Consider the following 21,608-nt stretch of genomic DNA (forward strand, 5'->3'; position numbering starts at 1 on the left):
GATGCGTCTAAGGGTTACACCCGTACCCATACCGAACACGAAGGTTAAGACTTAGACGGCTGATGGTACTGCATGGGCGACTGTGTGGGAGAGTAGGTGGTCGCTAGGTAAATATGGCTAGATAGCTCAGTCGGTAGAGCAGAGGACTGAAAATCCTCGTGTCCCTGGTTCGATTCCTGGTCTGGCCACCATTTATTTTAATTAATTCGGCGCTATAGCCAAGCGGTAAGGTCAAGGTCTGCAAAACCTTTATGCCCCGGTTCAAATCCGGGTGGCGCCTCCAAAAGTAAAGTCTGTAAACTTTTTTGTTTACAGACTTTGTTTTTTTATTAAGATATAAATTTATAATAGTAGTTAATGTCTTGTAGAATAAAAAAATAGTAACAATTGTGGATAAGTACATAAAAAACCACTATTTTGCGGTAAAATTCAGAAAAGTCAAAAGTTAGTCACAGAAAAATGAAAATAATACACAGTTTTTGTGGATAACTATTGTTGATTATTTTAATTTCTGTGGATTACTTATAATACAAATTTCTTGACTGGGGTTATTGAGCCTGCTTTAAAATCTATTTTAACAGCACCACCTACTGGAAGAGTTATATTTGGATATTCATGGCCGAAAGGCAAGTTAATAATAGTAGGCTTTCCTAATGGCAATATTTTTTGAGAAATTAGTTCATCAAGTGTAAAATTATATTCTTTCATATCATTTTCATTTGGTGTAAAATTGCCTAGTATAAATCCTTTGCAACATTTTAGTTTATTAGCCAAATCAAGTTGAGTTAGCATTCTATCAATTGAATAAATTTTTTCATTTACGTCTTCTAGAAATAGTATTTTGTTTTTTGTGTCAATTTCAAATGGAGTCCCTAAACTGCTACAAACAATAGATAGGTTTCCTCCTACAAGATTTCCACTTATATTTTTAGTATTATGAATCTGTACTGAGTCAAAAGAATTTAAATCTATTTTATAATTACAGGATTTATCCATAATAGCATTAAAAAAGCTATTTCTAGTGATAAAGTCTGAGAAATCCGATTTTACCATTGGACCATGAAAGGTTACAAGACCTAATTTTTTATATAAGTAATTTAGAATTAAAGTTATATCACTATAACCACAAAATATTTTAGGATGTTTTTTTATGATATCCAAATCTAGATGGGGTAAAATTCGAGCACTTCCATATCCACCTCTAAAACAAACAATGGCATCTACTTCATCATCAATAAACATATTCATTAGATCATAAGCTCTTTCTTTATCTTCGCCTGCAAGGTATCCATACTTATCGAATACATGATCACCGACTTTTACATTGAAACCTAAGTTTTCAAAATCAGAAATCTTTTTATTTATTACTTCTAGATCGTCACAACCAGCAGGGGATATAATTCCAATGGTTTTTCCTAATTTAATTCCATGAGCTAGTATAATAAACACCTCCCAAATAAAAATATAAGAGGACCATATAGTCCTCTTGTGTAACAATCTCAATTATTATATTATTCATCAGCATTCATAATTGAGATTGAAATATTATTTAATCTAAATAAAACTATGAAAACATATCTTTTTTATAAAGTAGTCCTGCAACAAGTAGAGCTATGCCTGTAGTAACTCCCATAACTATGTGAAATGCATATGGACTGTCTTGTAATGGTAACCTAATATTCATTCCATATATTCCACCCATTATAGTTGGGATGGCTAGTAATATAGTTAGTGATGCAAGAGCTTTCATTACTATATTTAAGTTATTTGATATCACCGAGGCGAAGAAATCCATAGTACTAGCTAGTATATTACTATATATTTCAGTCATCTCAATAGCTTGCTTATTTTCAATGATTACGTCCTCTAATACATCCTTATCTTCTTCATATTTTTGCATTATTTCAAGCTTTAGCATTTTTTCTAAAGTTATTTCATTAGATTTGAGTGAAGTGGAAAAGTATACAAGAGACTTCTCTAGTGAATGAAGTTGTATGAGCTCTCTATTTTTCATTGATTTATGTAGTCTTTTTTCTATCATAAGACTTTTCTTGTCTATTTGTCTTAGATATATAAGATAATATGTAGAAACTCTATTTAAAATTTGTAGGATAAATCTCGATTTTTTAAATGAGAAAAAAGATTTAATTTTTCCATAAGTGAAATCACTTAGTATCTTTGAATTTTTCAAACAAACAGTAATTAGCTCATTTTCAGTATGTATTATTCCCAGTGGATATGTATCATAGGTTAAAGAGTTATCCTCCATTTCAGTAAAGGGTATATCAACTATTACAAGCATGTTCGCATCTTCTATATCAATACGAGACGCTTCTTCATCATCTAAAGGTGCCCTTAAGAATTCTATTGGCACGGAGGTTTTCTTAGAAATAAGAAGAAGCTCTTCATCTGAAGGGGCAACTAAATTAATCCAGCAGCCAGGTTCTATATTATCTAGGTTTCTTAATGTTGGATCAACGTCACTTACTGATTTATATATCTGAATCATATAAAATACCTCCATTAATATTTCATAAGAATTATAACACTTAAAAACAATATACTAAATAAAAATTATTGTATATAATATAAATTATAACATACATTAGTAAAAGAGATTATATGAAAGAATAAACTAACCTAATCATTAAAAGATATAATTTAAGGTTTTTAGAGCAAATATTTGCTTATAAAAGTAATGGATAAATAATTGAAATAGATGTATAATCACTATGTTATAGTATTAACTTGTACAACGGGGGAGACAAGTATATGGGTACGATGCATAAGGAAGTAATAGAAAGAAAAAAAGCTTCCACAATTGTTGTTAGTATAATAGTTTTATGTTTAATGATTGTTTTATCAAATTATAATCAAGCAGTAGTAATTTATAATCAACAAGTTAGTATATTTATTAATATATTTATAATAGTATTGACGATAGCATTTGGAATTCTTCAAGTAGTAAGATGCAGAACTTACTATAAGTATTCTATTGTTGCTGACAAGCTTATTATTCATAAAGTTAAATCTACCGGACAGATAACCTTAGAGAATATTAAAATAACAGATATAGTTTATTTAGGAAAAATAATATCCTCTCCTAAGAAATATCCTATAAGCAGTACAAGGCTTTATGTATGTAATATTCTTGGGCTAAAAACTTACTGCTGCATATATAAGGATACTCACAAATATAAGAAGTTTTATTTTCAGCCAAGTGGAGATTTGATAAATAAATTGGGGAGTCATGGAATAAGACAAAAGGAAATATTGGTAGTTTAAAAATAGGGTCACTAAGCAGTATATGCTTAGTGACCCTATTCAACTTTATGCTAAGCTTTATAAAAGAATACAATACTTAGTAGTAAGCGAGTGTTGCTTAATTATTACATAAATAAAGTTTACAATTAATATAAAAACTATTTTAAATTATTTTTAAATGAATAAAATTCACTTTTTATTTCTCCTAAGAGTTCTTCGCTTTCGATTATATCATATCCTGTTGAGGCTAAAGCTAACGCAGTGTTTACTGCGACTTCTAGGGCGTGTTCCGTTAGAGTAGAATCCCTAAATTCTTTAGTTCCATATCTTATACTATCATCTTCAATTATAGAGATATATGATTGTATACAGGGTGCCTTTTGGCTTACCACTCCTAAGCTTAAACCAGATCTAATATCACGCGGAGGTTTAATATCAATTATACCTTGTTCTTTCAAATTATGACTTAGTAATCTATTTAGGGTTAAGTTAGTAAGAAGTTCCTCACTTGGTGGTTCATAAAGTGAAGTAGAGTTCTGTACTCTCATAAGTTTTGATATATAATAGCATACTTCTTTAATTTTCTGATCTACTATCATAGCAAGATCCATATCTTTAGCCCTTATATAAAATTTAATTTCCGTTTCGTTAGGCATAAGAGATGGCGTAGTTCCGCCTTTAGATAATACTGAGTCAATTTTAACGTCATCTGGGAAACCTTTCATCAGTACATTTACTGTATTAAGAGTAAGTAGCGCTGTATCTAGGCAAGAATAAGTATATTCATTTAAGAACCTCAATCCATTTACGCAACTAAAGTTTACTTGCAAAGGGATTATTGCTGCTGAAGTTCCACTTTCACAAGTGACTATATCTGGATGTGCTTCTAATACCACGTCAATATCATCAAAAAAACCTTGATGAACCATAGTTGATTTAGTTCCACCTAGGTATTCGCCTGGGCATCCTAAGAGTATTACCGTTCCGGAACCTTTTTCAATAATATGTCCTAGGGCTATAGCCGCTCCTACAGATATTGTTGAAAGAAGATTGTGACCAGTAATATGACCATCTTCTTTAATTGCATCGTACTCGCAAACATAACATATCTTAGGGTAGCCTGATCCCTTTGTTGCGCAAAAAGAAGTATTTAAGCCTAAAAAACTATTTGTTACATTGAACCCTCTCTCAGAGAGAAAGTTACTAATATATCTACAACATTCGTATTCCGAATAGCTTTCTTCAGGATTATTGTATAAGAATTTACATAGGTCGCTTAAATTTTCCTTCTCAGAAGATAAATAAGATTCCATATCTTTTTTCATTAATTTTACCTCCGAAATAAACAGTTTAATATAGTTTATCCTTATTGGAAGAAAATATTTATTGTGGACAAATTAAGATTGCGATCATTATTGAATAAAATATATTAGATGAGTTAAGAATTAAGATAATATGTAAGTATATGGAGGCAATAGTTAGTTATGAATAATATATATAAAAATAAATGTATAGTATGTGGAAAAACTCATGAAAATGGTATAATAATAAACGGTAAAAAGATTTGTCATAATTGTGAGATGAATCTAATTGGTTGCAAGTCAAATACAGATTTTTACAAGTACTATTTAAACTGTATTAAGAAAAACGTAACCCCTCATATTTTGAAAAATAATTATGAAACTAGTGAGTATTTATAATATAGGAGGTTCTTATGAAGAGAGTTCCTTTAGTAGAAGCTTTAAAGGAATATGTTAAGCAACGCAATGCGCCTTTTTCTATGCCTGGGCATAAGAGCGGCAGAGGTTTTAAATGTGATGATCTGGATATAGATTTAACAGAATTTATATTATCCGCTGATATAACGGAAGTAGATGGATTAGACAACCTTCATAAGCCAGAGGGAGTATTAAAAGAAGCTTTAGATATGCTTAGTAATCTCTATAGTAGCGAAAAGTCGTACTTTTTAGTTAATGGGAGTACTTCCGGGAATTTAATAATGAGCTATACATGTTTTGATGAAGGTGACAATGTATTAGTTGAAAGAAATTGTCATAGATCTATAATGAATAGTATTATTATGAGAAAATTAAAACCTATATATATGGAGAATACAATTAATCCAATACTTAAGGCTCCGGAGTCTATAAATAGAGAATACTTTATTAAACTGCTTTCTGATAACAAGGATATAAAAGGAATTTTTCTTACTTATCCTAATTACTATGGGATTGGTTGCGACATTGAGTTTATAATCGACCAGTGTAAGAAGAGAGACATAAAAGTTCTAGTTGATTGTGCACATGGCGCACATTTTGGAATTCATGAAAGGTTGCCTAAAAATCCAGTTAAACTTGGCGCAGATATGGTAGTAATGAGTGCTCATAAAACTTTGCCAAGCTTTACTCAAACTTCTTATTTACACATAAATAATAAAATGCTAATAGAAAAAGCTGATTTTTATTTTGGAGTATTTCAGAGTACGAGTCCATCATATATGTTTATGGCTTCTTTAGATTACAGTAGAGCTTTTCTTGAATATGAAGGCAAAAGAGCATATGATAATCTATTTGATAAAATGGACAAGATAAAAAGCAAGATAAACAATCTTTCATATATCAAGGTTTTTGATAAGAGCTATATACACGAAGAAGGTGTTATATTTGATGATAGCAGATTAGTCTTATTTTTAAGTAAAGGATTAAGTGGGCATAAGCTTTTAGATGTATTAAGAGATAATAGAATTCAAGCCGAGATGAGTGGAGATAATAATGTGGTTTTATTAACTTCCCCTTTTAATACTGAAGATGATTTCGTTAGTCTTTTAGAGACACTTGAAACTCTAGATATTGAAGCAATAAGAGATATAGATAAGCCTATATATAAAGTTAAATTGCCAATACAAGAATTGATACCTGCAGATGCTTTTGAGCTTGACAAAGAAATAATTGTATTAGAATCTTCGCTAGGAAGAATAGTTGGAGAAAATATAATTCCATATCCTCCTGGAGTGCCTATGCTTATAATGGGTGAAAGGATAGAATGTGAACATATTGAAGTCATAAAAAAATCACTTAATGATGGAATAACTATGTTAGGAATAAGTGATGGTAATATTAAGGTTATAAAAGAAAATCAATTATCTAGGATAAATAAGTAAATAAATTTAAATGAATATAACAAGAAAGAGTGAGACATATGAAAAGAGGGTTATTTATAGTATTTGAAGGGCCAGAAGGTGCTGGAAAAACTACTGTGATAAAGGAACTTGAAGGTTTATTTAGAGATTCCAATTTAGAGTACATATTTACAAGAGAACCAGGTGGGATATCGATATCAGAACAAATAAGGAGTATAATTCTTAACAAAGATAATGTAGAGATGGATGGAAGAACTGAAGCTTTACTCTATGCAGCTTCAAGAAGACAACATTTAGTTGAAAAAGTAATTCCTGCTCTAGAAAAAGGTAAGATAGTTTTATGTGATAGATTTATATTTTCCTCCTTGGCATATCAAGGCTATGCTAGAGGTCTTGGAATGGATAATGTTATGGAAATAAATAATTTTGCCATTGAAGGCCATATGCCTGATTTGACTATATTGTTTGACATAGACCCTAGAGAAGGCTTGAATAGAATACATAAGAATGATGAAAGAGAAGTTAATAGATTAGATTTAGAAAGTATAGAGTTCCATGAAAAAGTAGTAGAAGCGTATCATATACTGGCTAAAAGGTACGAACATAATACCGTGATTGTAGATGCTTCTAAATCTTTAGCAGAAGTAAAAGAAGTTGTTGCCAAAGAGATTATTACTTTTATCGAAAGAAAAGGATATATTTAACTAATTGTATTCAAAATTAATTAGTTGTGATAAAATAAAGAATAATAAAGGCTTACAATATATTCAATAAAATTTGCGGGAGGTGTTATTATGAAGTTAGTTATTGCAATAGTTCAGGATGATGATGCATTAGACTTAATTGATGGAATAACAGATGAAGGGTTTAGAGTAACGAAACTTGCAACAACAGGTGGTTTCTTAAAATCAGGGAATACTACATTAATGATAGGTGTTGAAAAAGAAAGAGTTGATGTAGTTATTAACTTGATAGAAGATATCTGCAAGACAAGAAAACAGGTAGTATCTTCCCCATCTCCTATGGCTGGAACAACAGGAGTTTATATACCATACCCCGTAGAAGTTGAGGTTGGAGGAGCAACAGTATTTGTAGTTGACGTAGATAAGTTTGTCAAAATATAAAAGGAGGAGAGTGCATGAATTTTATAGGACATAGTGAAATATTAAGCAGATTTGATAATAGTATAGAAAGAAATGCACTCTCTCATGCTCATCTAATAATTGGTGAAGACGGAATTGGAAAGAGTATTGTAGCTAAAAGATTTGCAGCTAAAATAATGAAAAAAGATGATTTTAAAGAATATATTGATATAGTTAATTATAAAACTACTAAAAATTCCTTTGGAGTAGATGAAGTAAGAGAAATTATAACAGAAACAAATAAAAGGCCTTATGAAGGCGATAAAAAAGTAATTATTATATATGAGGGGAATAAGCTAACGGTTCAAGCACAGAATGCTTTACTTAAAACAATTGAAGAACCCCCTTCTGGAGTATATATAATAATTTTATGTGAAAGTGCTGAATTAATTCTAGATACAATAAAGTCTAGATGCCAAGTACATAGGTTATTTCCACTAAAGGAATCTGAAATAAAGCTTTTTATAGAAGAAAAGTATTCTAACATAGCTGAAGACAAGAAAAGTACCTTAATTTCTTTCAGTGAAGGAATACCTGGTAAAGTTGAAAAGTTTATTGAAGATAGTAGTTTTGAAGACCTAAGAAATATAGTATTGGATTTATTAAGGGACATAAATAGTCATAATGAAGACATAATACTAAAGTATGAAACTATTATAGCTAAGCATGATAATAAACAAGAGGATATATTTTCGATTATAATATCCTTTGTAAGGGATATAATTATATATAAAGAGCTACAAGATAGTACGTATATTATAAATAGAGATAAGCTAGATAAGATAAAAGACTTATCAAACATGATGGCTTATAAAAAGTTAAGGGGAATAATAAGAGTTATAGATGAAACTAGGATAAATCTAAGGAGTAATACTAATGCTCAAATGACCTTTAATGTTATGATGATAAGCCTACTGGAGGTTTAATATGATCAAAGTCGTAGGAGTTCGTTTTAAAAAGGCAGGAAAGATTTATTATTTTAATCCAAATGAGATTGAAATAAAGAAAGACGATAATGTTATAGTTGAAACAGCAAGAGGAATAGAATTTGGAGAATGCGTTATTGGACCTAAAGAAATAGATGAAAGTGAAATCGTTGCACCTCTAAAAAGTGTTCTAAGAGTGGCTGATATTGATGATATAGCTAGACATGAAGATAATAAAAGCAGAGAAAAGCATGCTTTTGAAGTGTGTTTTGATAAAATAACAGAACATAAATTAAATATGAAACTTATAGATGTAGAATATACATTTGATAATAATAAAGTTATATTTTATTTCACTGCAGATGGAAGAGTAGATTTTAGAGAACTAGTAAAAGATCTTGCAACAATATTTAAAACAAGAATAGAACTTAGACAAATTGGAGTAAGAGATGAAGCTAAGATGATAGGCGGTTTAGGACCTTGCGGCAGATCATTGTGTTGCTCTACATTTTTAGGCGATTTTGCTTCAGTTTCAATAAAAATGGCTAAAGAACAAAATCTTTCGCTTAATCCTACCAAAATATCAGGAATATGCGGAAGACTTATGTGCTGTCTTAATTATGAGCAAAATACATATGAAGATATACGCAAGAGATTGCCTAAGATTGGTTCAGTTGTTGAAACTGAGCTTGGTAGAGGTGAAGTTATTTCTAACTCAGTAGTTAAAGAGAAAGTTAAGGTTAAACTATTTAGAGGTGAAGAAGATTTTGTAGAAGAATTCAAGATTGAAAATGTTAAGCTTATATCAGGAGGATATGAAGGTACAGTAGACGACCATGATATAAAGCTAGAATTAGATGATGATATAGACAAAAAGATGATAAAGGACTTGTTTAGTGGTAATTAAGGAGGTAAACTATGAAATCTTCAATAAAAATTCCTAGCATGAAAACATCAGATGACATTATTAAGATTAAAAAGGCTATCTCAAGTAATGAAGGTGTAATTGCTTGTGAGATAAGCAAGGAAAAGGGAGAAGTTAATGTTGTTTATGACAATTATTTTGTTGAACTGGATGAAATAATAACTTCCATTGAAGATTTGGGATATATTGTTTTGTAAAATTGTAGAACTAACAACAAAAGTCTTTTAAAATTAAATAAAACATGTTAAAATGAATGTGGTGTTTGTACACCACATTTTTTTAGGAGGTGTTTGTTATGGCATATAAAATTACAGATGCTTGCGTAAGCTGCGGAGCATGCGCTGCTGAATGCCCAGTTAATGCTATAAGTCAAGGAGATACACAATTCGACATAGATGCAAATTCATGTATCGATTGTGGAAACTGTGCTAATGTTTGCCCAGTAGGAGCACCAGTTCAAGACTAGTTTTAAATTGGACAGGCCACCGTAAGGTGGCCTTTTTTTATACAAAAATGTTATTTAATCAAACTAAAAAGTATAACATTATTAGATGAACTTTCATTTTCATCAGGTATAAACTTATAAGAATCGATCTTTCTCACATTTTTAATAGAAGTCAGAAACTTTTCTGGACCTTCAAGTTCGAAAGTAAGCTTTGGAGTTTTGTAGTGCATAGGAATAATATATGTTGGGTTAATAGAAGTTGCAACCTTAGCAGCTTCTGAGCCATCGATAGTAAAGTTTCCTCCTACAGGTATCATAAGGATATCCACTTGCCCTATCTTTGATAATGTTTCCGAGTCAAGTATGTGACCTAGATCCCCAAGATGACATATTCTAAAACCATCTATATTGATAATATAAATGATATTAGCCCCTCTTTTTAACCCATTTTCTTTATCATGATAACTTTGTATACCTTCAATGGTGCAAAATTCAGTTTCATGATATCCTATTGTATCGATTAATTTAGTTTCAGAATTAGCTACAGATATATAACAATGATCAAAATGTTTATGACTCATAACTATTAAGTCCACTTTATCTTCATAGCTTGAATAACCTATGTCATTAGGAAATGGGTCTAATAATAACCTTTTCCCAATAGAATTTTTTAATAAAAACGAAGCATGTCCTAGAGAAATTATTTCCATACAGTCACATCCTTAAATTTGCTTTTTATACTTCTATTATAACCATAAGAGTTCGTTATACTCAATTAGAGCAAGATAACTTTGATTTTCTATGAGTATCTTTGTTAATTAATAACACTTATTACTTGATTCAATATTGAAAAAATATTATTATATATTTAAGGTCAAAGAAAGTCAAAGTAAGGTGGTGATATGGTGGCTAGATTATCTGACGTTATAGAAGAATTCATAAAAAACTTACTTGAACAGAGCTGTGATCAAGAACTTCAAATACAAAGAAATGAGTTAGCTGACAAGTTCTCTTGTGCACCATCACAAATAAACTATGTATTAACAACTAGATTTACTTGTGATAAGGGTTATTTAATTGAAAGCAAAAGAGGCGGCGGAGGTTGCATACTTATAAAGAAAATTACTTATGATACAAAAGATAAGATTTATGAAATAATAAGTTCTAGCATAGGAGATAGTTTAACCTATCAAAATGGAGTAGCAATAATAGAAAGCTTATATGATTTAGATATAATAAATAAACGTGAATTAGCTTTAATTAAAATTGCAATTAATGATAGAACTCTCCAAAATGCAGAAAATAAAAATAGAGTTAGAGCAGATATATTAAGATCATTGGTCATGGTTCTATTATCTTAAGGTAAAGGGAGGTAAGAGATATGTTATGTGATAAATGTGGTTCAAGAGAAGCTAGTGTTCATATCGTGAAGGTTATAAATGGAGATAAGAAAGAAGTGAATCTATGTGATAAGTGTGCTAATGAATCCATGGAGATACCTTTAAATCCTTTTGAAGATTTAGGTGAGTTTTCTTTCCAAAACCTTTTGAGTGGACTTGTGGATTATGTAAACAAAACATCCCGAGATACCCAGAAAACTGAAGTAACTTGTGAGAATTGTGGAATGGCTTATAATGAATTCCAGAAGACAGGACTTTTAGGGTGTAGTGAATGTTATAAAAACTTTCAAAATACAATTAATCCTGTAATCAAAAGAGTTCAAGGAGATGTAGAACACATAGGTAAAGTTCCTACAAAAGCAGGTAAATGTTTAGTAGAAAAGAGAAAGTTGTTAAAATTGAAGGAAGAACTTCAGCATGCAATTTTGGGTGAAGAATATGAAAGAGCTGCAGTCCTTAGAGATGAAATAAAGTCACTTCAAGAAATCATTGGAGAATAGGAGGATACTTTATGAATAATTGGATTAGTGGACTTGATAATGCTAATGATGAAATAGTTATTAGTTCAAGAGTAAGACTTGCAAGGAATTTGAAAAAAGTACATTTTACTAATAAACTTGATGAAAACGCAGGAAGAGAAAATGTTGACAGAATAGAGAGTGCATTCTATTTAAATGAAAATACAAGAGATAAATTTACAACAGTTAGGCTTTGGGAGATAGGTGGAAATGTATCAACTAGTTATTTTGAGAAGCATCTTATTAGTCCTAATTTATTGAAATCTTATAAAAAAACAGCTTTTTTAGTTGATAAAGATGAAACAATGAGCATAATGATAAATGAAGAAGATCATATAAGACTTCAGTGTATAACAAAAGGATTTGATATTAAAGAAGCCTACAATGAAGCCACTAAACTTGATGATATGCTTGAAAACTATCTTGATTATGCTTTTGATGAGAGGTTTGGATATTTAACAGCTTGCCCTACTAATATAGGCACTGGAATGAGAGCCTCAGTAATGATTCATCTTCCAGCACTTACTATGAATAAAGAAATAGATGGTTTAATAAAAGGATTAGCCCAAGTAGGAATGACAATAAGAGGTCTTTATGGAGAAGGATCTAATGCAGATAGTAATATATATCAAATTTCTAATCAAGTAACTTTAGGAGTTACTGAAGAAGAAATACTAAACAATCTGCAGGCTGTTGTTTCTCAAATAACAGCTCAAGAAATAAAATCAAGAGAACACCTAAGAGCTAATTATGAATATGAAATTTTGGATAAAATATATAGGTCAATTGGAATACTAAAGAATGCAATTATATTAAGTTCAAAAGAATGCCTAGAACTTTTGTCTTATGTAAGATTAGGCGTAGAAATGTCAATAATAGATGATATAGATAAAAAACTTTTGAACAGTTTACTTGTATTAATTCAGCCAGCTTCTCTTCAACTTAAGGTTGATAGAAAGCTAACAGAAAAAGAAAGAGATATAGAACGAGGTAAATTAGTTAGAGAGACATTTAGAAAAATTAATAATTAGGAGGTGACACCATGTTATTTGGTAGATTTACTGAAAGAGCTCAGAAGGTGTTAATGAATGCTAGAGAGCAATCTAAAAAGTATAAACATGGTTATATAGGTACAGAGCATATACTTATAGGTATATTAACTGACGAAGGTAAAAGTAAAGAATTATTAAACTCTTACGGTGTTACTGTAGAAACTGTAGGTAAACTGATTCAGCAATATGTTGGTGAAGGAGAAGTGGAATACTTCTCAGGTGAAATCCCTCTAACTCCAAGAACAAAAAGACTTTTGGATAATAGTCTAGTAGAGGCTAGAAATCTAGGACATAACTATATAAGCCCAGAGCATATATTGTTAGCATTGTTAGCTGATAATGAAGGTGTAGCGTACACGATACTAAACAATCTTAATGTGAACTTTGAAAAGCTTAGATCAGATATAATAAACAGCTTTAATGGAAAACCAGCATCACAAGGTGGTCAGCAAGATAGCCCACAGAGAAGAAGAACTGATAAAACACCAAGTTTAGATCAGTTTGGTAGAGACTTAACTGAAATGGCTATTGAAGGCAAGTTAGATCCTGTAGTGGGAAGAGATGAAGAAACACAAAGAGTCTTAGAAATTCTTTGTAGAAGAATAAAAAACAATCCATGTTTAATAGGAGATCCTGGAGTAGGTAAGACTGCAATAGCAGAAGGATTAGCTCAAAAGATAGTTGAAGGAAATATACCTGAGATACTTAAAGATAAAAGAGTAGTTGCCTTGGATATAACATCAATGATAGCTGGTGCAAAATATAGAGGTGAATTTGAAGATAGATTGAAGAAGGTAATGGAAGAAATAAGAACCGCAGGTAATGTACTTCTATTCATAGATGAGATTCATACAATTGTTGGAGCTGGCGGAGCTGAAGGAGCAATAGATGCATCTAATATACTAAAACCAGCATTAGCAAGAGGAGAAATTCAATGTATAGGTGCTACAACTATAGATGAATACAGAAAATATATTGAAAAAGATTCTGCTCTTGAAAGAAGATTTCAGCCAGTAAATGTTGGAGAACCTTCTAAAGATGAAACATTACAGATATTAAAAGGACTTAGAGATAAATATGAGGCTCATCATGGTGTTAAGATAACTGATGAAGCTCTAGAGGCAGCAGTTAATCTTTCAGATAGATATATAACTGATAGATATATGCCAGATAAAGCTATAGACTTAATTGATGAAGCAGCAGCTAAGGTTAGAATAGAAAACTTAACTACTCCTCCAGATTTAAAAGAAATGGAAGAACAAATAGAAAAAGCTACAAAGGAAAAAGAAGATGCTATAGCAGTACAAAACTTTGAGAAAGCAGCTGAACTTAGAGATAGAGAGAAGAGACTAAGAGAGAAGCTTGACCATATGAAGACTAATTGGACTACTCAAAGTAGTACTAAAACTCATATAGTTGGTGAGCAACAGATAGCATCAGTTGTTTCAAAATGGACTAAAGTTCCTGTAGAAAAGCTTACAGAAACAGAATCAGAAAAGCTCTTAAAGCTTGAGGAAATACTTCATAAGAGAGTTGTAGGACAAAATGAAGCAGTTAAATCTGTATCTAGAGCAGTAAGAAGAGCTAGAGTTGGGTTAAAGGATCCAAATAGACCTATCGGATCTTTCATATTCTTAGGACCTACTGGGGTTGGAAAAACTGAGCTTTCAAAGGCATTAGCAGAGTCTATGTTCGGTGATGAAGACAATATAGTTAGAGTAGATATGTCTGAATATATGGAGAAACATTCAGTATCAAGACTTATTGGATCTCCTCCAGGGTATGTAGGATATGATGAAGGTGGTCAGCTTACAGAGGCGGTAAGAAGAAGGCCTTATTCAGTAGTACTACTTGATGAAATAGAAAAGGCCCATCCAGATGTATTTAATATACTACTTCAAATACTTGAAGATGGAAGACTTACAGATGGAAAAGGAAAGACTGTCAACTTTAAAAATACAATTATAATAATGACATCAAATGTAGGGGCTCATACAATCAAAAAACAAAAATCTATAGGCTTTGGCTTTGATGAAGATAAGATTGAAACAGAATATGAAAAGATGAAGGAAAATGTTATGGATGATCTCAGAAAGACATTCAGACCAGAATTTCTAAATAGAATAGATGATACAATTGTGTTCCATGGATTACAAGAGGAAGACTTATTACAAATAGTCAATCTAATGGTAAATTCAGTTACAGAAAGATTAGATGAACAAGATATTCATTTAGATTTTGATGAAGAAAGTAGAAAGATTCTTGTTGAAAAAGGTAAAGATGTAACTTATGGAGCAAGACCTCTAAGAAGAGTGATTACCAAGAGTGTTGAAGATAAATTAAGTGAAGAAATGCTTAGAGGTAATATAAAGAGAGGTCAAAGAGTCAAAGTTACTGTAGAAGAAGGAGAATTAAAGTTTACTCCAGAGCTAGTACCACAGGAATAAATTTATTAGAAAAACCGTAGTTTATAAGTATATGAACTTTAAGTATTAAAGTTTATGTATGAAAGAACTACGGTTCTTTTATTACAGTTAATCTATATAAATGTAATTTATTTTTTTGATAATTTTAAATTTCTGTGATTTCCACCAATATATATACTGATAGTTGAATTAGGAATCCCATAAGCATATATACGAAAAGGCATAAATAACAACTCAATAAAAAACTTGAATAATAAATATAATTAATAAAAAACTATAATGTAGAAGAGGTGTATATAATTAATAATAATTATCTTCTAAAAATAGGTTGCAAAATGAGTTTATAGTGCTATAATAATATTAGAGATACCCCTTGGGGGTAAGCACAGTGGTCAAAAGTATTATTAGGAAAGAGGGAAAAGCATGGCGAAAAATGAAAAGCTAATTGATTTAATGATAATAGGTGGAGGACCAGCTGGATTAACTGCAGCTATTTATGCAGCTAGAGCTAAGCTAGATATGGTACTTTTAGAAGATGCTATAGTTGGTGGCCAGGTAAGAACTAGTTATTCCATAGAAAACTATCCAGGATTTAAAACCGTTGAAGGTAGCAAGTTAGCAGATTTAATGCAAGAACAGGCACTTGAATTAGGTGCTAAAATAGATGAGTTCGACTTAGTAGAAAGAGTAGATTTTTCAGAAAATGAAAAAATAGTTGAAACTACTAGTTATATATATAAGCCTAAAGCAGTAATAATAGCTACTGGTGCAACTCCTAAAAAGCTTCCTATACCTAATGAGGGGAAATTCTCTGGTAAGGGAATACATTACTGTGCAGTTTGTGATGGAGCAATGTATGAAGGAAAAGTTATTGGAGTAGTTGGTGGAGGAAATTCGGCTCTTGAAGAAGCTTTATTCCTTACTAAGTTTGCATCGAAAGTAATTATGGTAAGAAGATACGATTATTTTAAAGGAGAAGCGGCAACTCTTGAAGAAGTTTTACACCACCCAAAGATAGAAGTTATGTACAACTGGGACTTAGTTGATGTTTCTGGTGAAAAGTTCATGGAGAAAGCTAAGATAAAGAACACAAACACAGGAGAGGAAAAGGAGATTGAGATGGAAGCTGTTTTTGGATATATAGGAACAGAACCTAAAACTGAACCTTTCAAGGATTACGTAAACTTGACTCCTCAAGGTTATATATTAGCAGATGAAAGTACAAGAACAAACATAAAAGGTGTATACGCTGCTGGTGACGTGAGAGAAAAGCAGTTTAGACAAATTACAACTGCAGTAGCAGATGGAACTATTTCTGCACTTGATGCAGAAAAATATATATTAGAAGCAAAGAGAGGTAAGTAATATGGTAAAAATATATTCAACATCATGGTGTCCATGGTGCGTTAAAGCAAAAGACTATTTCAAGATAAAAGGAGTAGAATACTCAGAGATAAATGTAGCTGATGAACATGAATTTAGAGAGGAAGTATTTGCTGTATCTGGTCAAAGATCAGTGCCAGTTATTGATATAAACGGGAAAATAATAGTAGGCTTTGATAGAGAGAAAATAGATAGAGCATTGGAGGAAAAATAATGTTTAGTGATATACGCAACGAAAATATATATAAAAATCTTGTTAATGGACAATGGATTGAAACAAATACAAAAAAATTAATAGATATTAAATCACCAATTGATCAATCATTAGTAGGAAGCATTCAAGCTATGAGTAAGGAAGAAGTAGATGCTGCTATACAGAATGCTAGTGAAGCTCAATTGTCATGGAGGAATGTACCGCTAAATGAAAGAGCAGACATTCTTTATAAAGCTGCAGATATTTTAGATAAAAAAGCAGAAGAAATAGCCAATATAATGGTAAGAGAAGTTGCAAAAGATAAGAAGAGTGCTGTTTCAGAAGTTACAAGAACTGCTGACTATATTAGATTTACAGCAGATGCTGCTAAGAGTATGGAAGGTGAGTCAATACCATCAGACCCATTCCCTGGTTTCAATAGAAGTAAAATTTCAGTAGTAACTAGAGAACCTTTAGGTGTAATACTTGCAATATCTCCATTTAATTACCCTGTAAATCTATCTGCTTCAAAGATAGCACCAGCTGTAGTAGCAGGTAATTCAGTAGTATTAAAACCAGCGACTCAAGGAAGCATATCAGCATTATATCTAGCAAAAGCTTTCCAACAAGCTGGTCTTCCAGCAGGGGTATTAAATACGGTAACAGGAAGAGGTAGTGAAATAGGTGACTATGCAGTTACTCATGATCATGTTGATTTTATAAACTTCACAGGAAGTACAGAGGTTGGTAAGCATATATCACAAATCACTGCAATGAAGCCGCTTCTTATGGAGCTTGGAGGAAAAGATGCCGCTATAGTTTTGGAAGATGCAGACTTAGATCTTACCGTTAAAAATATAATAGCAGGTGCATACTCATATTCAGGTCAAAGATGTACAGCAGTTAAGAGAATATTAGTAATGGAATCAGTTGCAGATGAATTGATATCTAAACTTAAAACAAAGATTGAAGCATTAAAAGTAGGTAATCCTTTAGAACAGGATCAAGTTGACGTAGTTCCTTTAATAGACACTAAGGCAGCAGATTTTGTTGAAGAACTTATGAGAGAAGCTGAAGAAAAAGGTGCAAAGCTTATAATTGGTGGAAATAGAGAAGGAAATTTAATTTATCCAACACTATATGATGAAGTTACGATAGATATGAGGTTAGCATGGGAAGAGCCATTTGGACCAGTACTTCCTATAATAAGAATTAGTGATAGAGATGCTGCAATAAAGATAGCTAATGCTTCAGAGTATGGTTTGCAATCATCTGTATTTACAAAAGATATTAATGCTGCATTTTATATAGCATCAAAACTTGAAGTTGGTACTGTTCAAGTCAATAATAAGACTGAAAGAGGACCAGATCACTTCCCATTCCTAGGAGTTAAATCTTCTGGTATAGGAACTCAAGGAATAAGATATTCAATAGAAGCAATGAGTAGACCAAAGGCTATAGTTATAAATTTAGCTGATTAATAAGTAATATAAATTATAAAAGAGCTCTTTAAGATGATTTGTAAAATTATCCTAAGGGGTTTTTTTTATTGTATAACAAAGAACTCCAAAAAGCTGCTACTAATAGTTTCTTAAATAAATTATTGTTTGACTTATAAAATAACTATGTTGTACAATGAGTACAACATGATAAGAGTGTAATTAGGGGGATAAATGGAAGAGTTAATTAATAAATTACAGGACTTTAATTTTACAAAAACAGAAGCTGAGGTTTATATATGTTTGCTTAAGCATGGAGAGTTAAATGGTTCTCAAATATCAAAATTACTTAATATATCAAGAAGTTCAATATACAGTTCGTTGGAGACCTTATATAACAGAGGAAACGTGTTAATGCTTTCTGGGGAACCCACTGTCTATAAAGCACAGTCACCAGATACTTTGATGAATAATATAAAAAATAATTACCAAAATTCTATAGATATATTAGAAAAATCTTTAAGTAATATCGATAAATTTAAATTAGATGATCAATATTGGAATATGAAAGGATATTCAAATTTTATAGATACTACGAGAAGGCTATTAATAGAGGCTGAAAATGAAGTCTATATATCCACTACTTTTGAGTTAAAGTTATTCGAAGAAGAAATAAAGCAATTAATTAAAAAAAATGTCAGAGTAATAGTGTTCTCCTTTGAAAGCCTAGACGTAAGTGGATTAGATGTAGAATATTATCATCATGAAAGCAAGAGTATGTTTTATGACGGTAGAAGATGGATGATGATAGTTGATAATAAAAAATCGATTATAGCTAATGAAACACGAGATCGTGATATATTAGGAACTATAACAGAGAATTCATTAATGGTATCAATAATTGCAGAACATATCCATCATGATATATATCTTCTAAGGTTAAATAATAAATATAATCAAAGCATGGTTACAAAAGATATATTAATTAATAGTGGCTTCGAACTTGGATCATCAGTTTGTAGAAAAAATAAAGATAAATATTAAAGCGGAGATGAGTATTTTGGCAAATAAAAAGAAAGAGAAAAGACAACTAACTGTATTTAACTTAACATGGCCAATCTTTATAGAAACCTTACTTTTTATGCTACTAGGAAGTGTAGACACATTGATGTTGAGTAGATATTCTGACAATTCAGTAGCGGCTGTTGGGGTATCCAATCAGCTGATATCAATGATGAATATAATGTTTGGAATATTATCTACAGGTACATCAGTACTTATTGCTCAAAACTTAGGTGCTGGAAATAAAAAAATGGCTTCAAAAGTAGCTACAGTATCATTAATTATTAATCTATTATTTGGACTTGTACTTAGCGGAATAATGTATTTTGCGGCTCATGGTATATTGGGAGCGATGGGGATAAGACCGGAACTTATGAAATTTGCAGTTCAATATCTACAGATAGTAGGTGGATTTTTATTTATGCAGGCTGTGATGATGACTTGTACAGCTATAGTTAGAAGTCATGGACTTACTAAAATATCAATGTATGTTACCATAGGAATGAATGTATTACATGTTGTACTAGATTATATATTTATATTTGGTGCCTTTGGAGTTCCTGTATTAGGGGTATCTGGAGTTGCAATATCCACAAATATTAGTAAATTACTTGGGCTTATTGTAATGATTTTCGTCGTATTCAGAAATGTTGAGAGAGGGTTTAGTCTAAAAAACTTAAAACCATTTCCTACAAAGATTGTAAAGGATCTTTTGAAGATAGGAGTTCCTACTGCAGGAGAGCAACTTTCATACAATGTATCTCAGCTTGTTATAACATACTTTATTAACTTCTTAGGAAATGAAGCTTTAACTACAAAAGCTTATGTGCAAAATATAGTAATGTTTGCATATCTGTTTTCAATAGCTATAGGCCAAGGTACTGAAATACTTATAGGACATTTAGTTGGTGCTGAGGAAAATGATAAAGCGTATAAGACATGTATCCACAGCCTGAAGCTTGCTTTGAAGATATCCTTTGGCATAGGAATTATGTTTGCTATACTTAGAAATCAAGCATTGGGTATATTTACTTCTAATTCAAACATATTAGCAGTGGGTGGAGTGATTCTGATAATAGATGCATTTTTAGAACCAGGACGTTCCTTTAATTTAGTAGTAATAAATTCTTTGAGAGCTTCTGGAGATGTTAAGTTCCCTGTTTACATGGGTATATTTTCAATGTGGGGAGTTAGCGTAACCTTATCATATCTTCTGGGCATAAAATTAGGTTTAGGACTTGCTGGTATGTGGATAGCTTTCGCATGTGATGAGTGGTTCAGAGGAGTTTTAATGCTTTGGAGATGGAGAACAAGAAAATGGGAGAAGATGGCCTTTGTAAAGAAAGGCATGGTTCAACAAGCTGAATTAAGCGGTGCAAACTAAAAATATTATTTAAGCCTTTACTTTATAGAGAAATCTAGGTTTATAACTCAAATCTAGATTTTTTGCATTGTGACTAACCACTAAATTTAAGAGCCGTTAAAAAGTATAAGTGTAGTATTTTCGGATATTATAAAATTAATGTAATAAAAGATTATATTTGTTAGCTATGATTCTAGTGTGAATTTATAGTAGCTAGTAATAAATTTACAAAAAATACTCAATAAGTTAATAAGTTTTAGCAGGATTTTTGAACTAAGTAAATAATATTTAATATGTAGTTAATTTATTATATTAATATGCCTATAGGAGGACTTATGATAGAAAAAAGGAAGATATTTAAAGAAGTTATGAGTTGGATTTACACAATTGCTGGAGCGTTAATTTTAGTGACTATACTTGATACAAAGGTGTTTGCTATGGTTCAAGTTCAACAGAGGTCCATGGAGAATACACTACATGATGGTCAGGAATTACTTGTAGATAAAGTAAGTTATGATTTCACTGAACCTCAAAGAGGAGATGTAGTAATATTTTTAGAAAATAGGAGCAGGGATAATTCTTTTTCAGACTTTAAAATATTTTTAGATGATGTTACTCAAAGAAAACAAGAGAACACTAGACTTGTAAAAAGAGTTATAGGCATTCCAGGTGATGAGATAGATTTAAGAGATGGTTACGTATATCTGAATGGAGAAAAGCTTAATGAAACATACACTCAAGGTACAACTGTAAAGCAAGGAATTAGTTTTCCATTAAAGGTATCTGACGGTAAGTTGTTTGTTTTAGGAGATAACAGAGAAGTAAGCATAGACAGTAGATCTTTTGGTCTTATTGATAAAAAGCAGATTGAAGGAAAAGCAAGGCTAAGAGTGTGGCCTTTAGATAAGATTAGTTCTGTAAAATAGCAAAG

Annotated in this window: 23 protein-coding genes, 2 tRNA genes and 1 rRNA gene; 22 read left to right on the forward strand and 4 right to left on the reverse strand. The window is 31.3% G+C overall.

Annotation, left to right across the window (positions count from 1 at the left end):
- The 3 genes from rrf to OCU55_RS22725 form a co-directional block, all read left to right on the forward strand.
- A 5S ribosomal RNA gene (gene rrf / locus OCU55_RS22715) occupies positions 1–109 on the forward strand; the annotation flags it as partial.
- Positions 110–115: 6 nt separating this feature from the next.
- Positions 116–191: transfer RNA gene (locus OCU55_RS22720), tRNA-Phe, on the forward strand.
- A 17-nt stretch (positions 192–208) separates the two neighbouring features.
- Positions 209–283, forward strand: a tRNA-Cys gene (locus OCU55_RS22725).
- 239 nt (positions 284–522) lie between these two features.
- Here the strand turns inward: OCU55_RS22725 and OCU55_RS22730 are convergent.
- Positions 523–1,449, reverse strand: a complete 927-nt coding sequence (locus OCU55_RS22730; RefSeq protein WP_427847087.1) for a S66 peptidase family protein — start codon at positions 1,447–1,449, stop codon at positions 523–525.
- A 115-nt stretch (positions 1,450–1,564) separates the two neighbouring features.
- Positions 1,565–2,509 (reverse strand): magnesium transporter CorA family protein, encoded by a 945-nt coding sequence (locus OCU55_RS22735; protein ID WP_261854576.1) that lies wholly within the window; start codon positions 2,507–2,509, stop codon positions 1,565–1,567.
- 263 nt (positions 2,510–2,772) lie between these two features.
- Between OCU55_RS22735 and OCU55_RS22740 the strand changes: the two genes are divergently transcribed.
- The gene (locus tag OCU55_RS22740) at positions 2,773–3,285 is read left to right on the forward strand and encodes a hypothetical protein (RefSeq protein ID WP_261854577.1); all 513 of its coding nucleotides are present in this window, start codon (positions 2,773–2,775) and stop codon (positions 3,283–3,285) included.
- A 137-nt stretch (positions 3,286–3,422) separates the two neighbouring features.
- Here OCU55_RS22740 and OCU55_RS22745 read toward each other — a convergent pair whose 3' ends face one another.
- On the reverse strand, positions 3,423–4,589 hold the full coding sequence (locus OCU55_RS22745) for a zinc-binding metallopeptidase family protein (protein WP_261854578.1): 1,167 nt from the start codon (positions 4,587–4,589) through the stop codon (positions 3,423–3,425).
- Between the two features lie 159 nt (positions 4,590–4,748).
- Here OCU55_RS22745 and OCU55_RS22750 point away from each other — a divergent pair, with 159 nt between their 5' ends.
- From OCU55_RS22750 to OCU55_RS22785, 8 genes are all read left to right on the forward strand, one after another.
- A complete protein-coding gene (locus OCU55_RS22750; RefSeq protein WP_427847088.1) occupies positions 4,749–4,964 on the forward strand; it encodes a sigma factor G inhibitor Gin in 216 nt (71 codons plus the stop codon).
- Positions 4,965–4,978: 14 nt separating this feature from the next.
- Positions 4,979–6,424 carry an aminotransferase class I/II-fold pyridoxal phosphate-dependent enzyme gene (locus OCU55_RS22755; RefSeq protein ID WP_261854579.1) on the forward strand — a complete coding sequence of 482 codons (1,446 nt, stop codon included), beginning with the start codon at positions 4,979–4,981 and terminating at the stop codon, positions 6,422–6,424.
- 38 nt (positions 6,425–6,462) lie between these two features.
- Positions 6,463–7,107 (forward strand): dTMP kinase, encoded by a 645-nt coding sequence (gene tmk / locus OCU55_RS22760; RefSeq protein ID WP_261854580.1) that lies wholly within the window; start codon positions 6,463–6,465, stop codon positions 7,105–7,107.
- Between the two features lie 90 nt (positions 7,108–7,197).
- Positions 7,198–7,527 carry a cyclic-di-AMP receptor gene (locus tag OCU55_RS22765; protein ID WP_183279257.1) on the forward strand — a complete coding sequence of 110 codons (330 nt, stop codon included), beginning with the start codon at positions 7,198–7,200 and terminating at the stop codon, positions 7,525–7,527.
- A gap of 14 nt (positions 7,528–7,541) precedes the next feature.
- Positions 7,542–8,471: a DNA polymerase III subunit delta' gene (locus tag OCU55_RS22770; protein ID WP_261854581.1), complete on the forward strand. Its 930-nt coding sequence runs from the start codon at positions 7,542–7,544 to the stop codon at positions 8,469–8,471.
- A gap of 1 nt (position 8,472) precedes the next feature.
- Complete coding sequence (locus OCU55_RS22775) at positions 8,473–9,378, forward strand: PSP1 domain-containing protein (RefSeq protein WP_261854582.1); 906 nt, start codon at positions 8,473–8,475, stop codon at positions 9,376–9,378.
- Positions 9,379–9,389: 11 nt separating this feature from the next.
- Positions 9,390–9,593 carry a heavy-metal-associated domain-containing protein gene (locus OCU55_RS22780; protein WP_261854583.1) on the forward strand — a complete coding sequence of 68 codons (204 nt, stop codon included), beginning with the start codon at positions 9,390–9,392 and terminating at the stop codon, positions 9,591–9,593.
- Positions 9,594–9,691: 98 nt separating this feature from the next.
- Positions 9,692–9,862 carry a DUF362 domain-containing protein gene (locus OCU55_RS22785; RefSeq protein WP_160678819.1) on the forward strand — a complete coding sequence of 57 codons (171 nt, stop codon included), beginning with the start codon at positions 9,692–9,694 and terminating at the stop codon, positions 9,860–9,862.
- A gap of 50 nt (positions 9,863–9,912) precedes the next feature.
- Here OCU55_RS22785 and OCU55_RS22790 read toward each other — a convergent pair whose 3' ends face one another.
- Entirely contained in the window at positions 9,913–10,551 is a 639-nt protein-coding gene (locus tag OCU55_RS22790; RefSeq protein WP_261854584.1) for an MBL fold metallo-hydrolase, read from the reverse strand.
- A 195-nt stretch (positions 10,552–10,746) separates the two neighbouring features.
- On the opposite strand from OCU55_RS22790, the gene OCU55_RS22795 reads away from it, so the two are divergent.
- From OCU55_RS22795 to lepB, 10 genes are all read left to right on the forward strand, one after another.
- Positions 10,747–11,202 (forward strand): CtsR family transcriptional regulator, encoded by a 456-nt coding sequence (locus OCU55_RS22795; RefSeq protein ID WP_261854585.1) that lies wholly within the window; start codon positions 10,747–10,749, stop codon positions 11,200–11,202.
- 20 nt (positions 11,203–11,222) lie between these two features.
- Positions 11,223–11,741, forward strand: a complete 519-nt coding sequence (locus tag OCU55_RS22800; protein ID WP_261854586.1) for a DUF7685 domain-containing protein — start codon at positions 11,223–11,225, stop codon at positions 11,739–11,741.
- An 11-nt stretch (positions 11,742–11,752) separates the two neighbouring features.
- Positions 11,753–12,790: a protein arginine kinase gene (locus OCU55_RS22805; RefSeq protein ID WP_261854587.1), complete on the forward strand. Its 1,038-nt coding sequence runs from the start codon at positions 11,753–11,755 to the stop codon at positions 12,788–12,790.
- Between the two features lie 11 nt (positions 12,791–12,801).
- Positions 12,802–15,258 (forward strand): ATP-dependent Clp protease ATP-binding subunit, encoded by a 2,457-nt coding sequence (locus OCU55_RS22810; RefSeq protein ID WP_261854588.1) that lies wholly within the window; start codon positions 12,802–12,804, stop codon positions 15,256–15,258.
- 402 nt (positions 15,259–15,660) lie between these two features.
- Entirely contained in the window at positions 15,661–16,602 is a 942-nt protein-coding gene (gene trxB, locus OCU55_RS22815) for a thioredoxin-disulfide reductase (protein ID WP_261854589.1), read from the forward strand.
- A 1-nt stretch (position 16,603) separates the two neighbouring features.
- Complete coding sequence (locus tag OCU55_RS22820; RefSeq protein ID WP_183279247.1) at positions 16,604–16,834, forward strand: glutaredoxin family protein; 231 nt, start codon at positions 16,604–16,606, stop codon at positions 16,832–16,834.
- Positions 16,834–18,294, forward strand: coding sequence for an NADP-dependent glyceraldehyde-3-phosphate dehydrogenase (locus tag OCU55_RS22825; protein WP_261854590.1), 1,461 nt, complete (start codon positions 16,834–16,836; stop codon positions 18,292–18,294). Before OCU55_RS22820 ends, OCU55_RS22825 begins: the two co-directional genes overlap by 1 nt.
- A 192-nt stretch (positions 18,295–18,486) precedes the next feature.
- Positions 18,487–19,296, forward strand: coding sequence for a TrmB family transcriptional regulator (locus OCU55_RS22830; RefSeq protein WP_261854591.1), 810 nt, complete (start codon positions 18,487–18,489; stop codon positions 19,294–19,296).
- A gap of 7 nt (positions 19,297–19,303) precedes the next feature.
- Positions 19,304–20,698: an MATE family efflux transporter gene (locus tag OCU55_RS22835; protein WP_261854615.1), complete on the forward strand. Its 1,395-nt coding sequence runs from the start codon at positions 19,304–19,306 to the stop codon at positions 20,696–20,698.
- A gap of 314 nt (positions 20,699–21,012) precedes the next feature.
- Complete coding sequence (gene lepB, locus OCU55_RS22840; protein WP_261854592.1) at positions 21,013–21,603, forward strand: signal peptidase I; 591 nt, start codon at positions 21,013–21,015, stop codon at positions 21,601–21,603.
- Positions 21,604–21,608 lie beyond the last annotated feature (5 nt).

Source organism: Clostridium folliculivorans (assembly GCF_024341905.1).
Classification (GTDB): Bacteria; Bacillota; Clostridia; order Clostridiales; family Clostridiaceae; genus Clostridium_AR; species Clostridium_AR folliculivorans.